Annotated in this window: 1 protein-coding gene; it reads left to right on the forward strand. The window is 75.0% G+C overall.

Annotated elements, in window-relative coordinates; translation table 11 throughout:
- Positions 1–47: 47 nt before the first annotated feature.
- Positions 48–236: hypothetical protein (locus ACZ3HH_RS31165; RefSeq protein WP_465810596.1), on the forward strand; the 189-nt coding region annotated here is incomplete at its 3' end.

Consider the following 236-nt stretch of genomic DNA (forward strand, 5'->3'; position numbering starts at 1 on the left):
GGGCGAACGCTGCCCGGGTCGGACTGCTCCCCTGGGTGTGGCCGTCGATGGCAGAGGCCGTGCGCTGGGCGCTCGCCCGTGACCGTGCACCGGCGGGACTGGCCGACCTGCTTCGCGCAGTCGGGGGAGTCATCGCGGCCGTCGAGGATCGCGGCGAGGTCGACGCCCTTGCCGCCGCGGTTCGTCCTCTCGCCCAGCGGCGGTCCACCGCAAAGGCCGTACACGAGGCGCGAGCC

This window comes from Pseudomonas sp. PME37.24/025 (genome assembly GCF_055556615.1).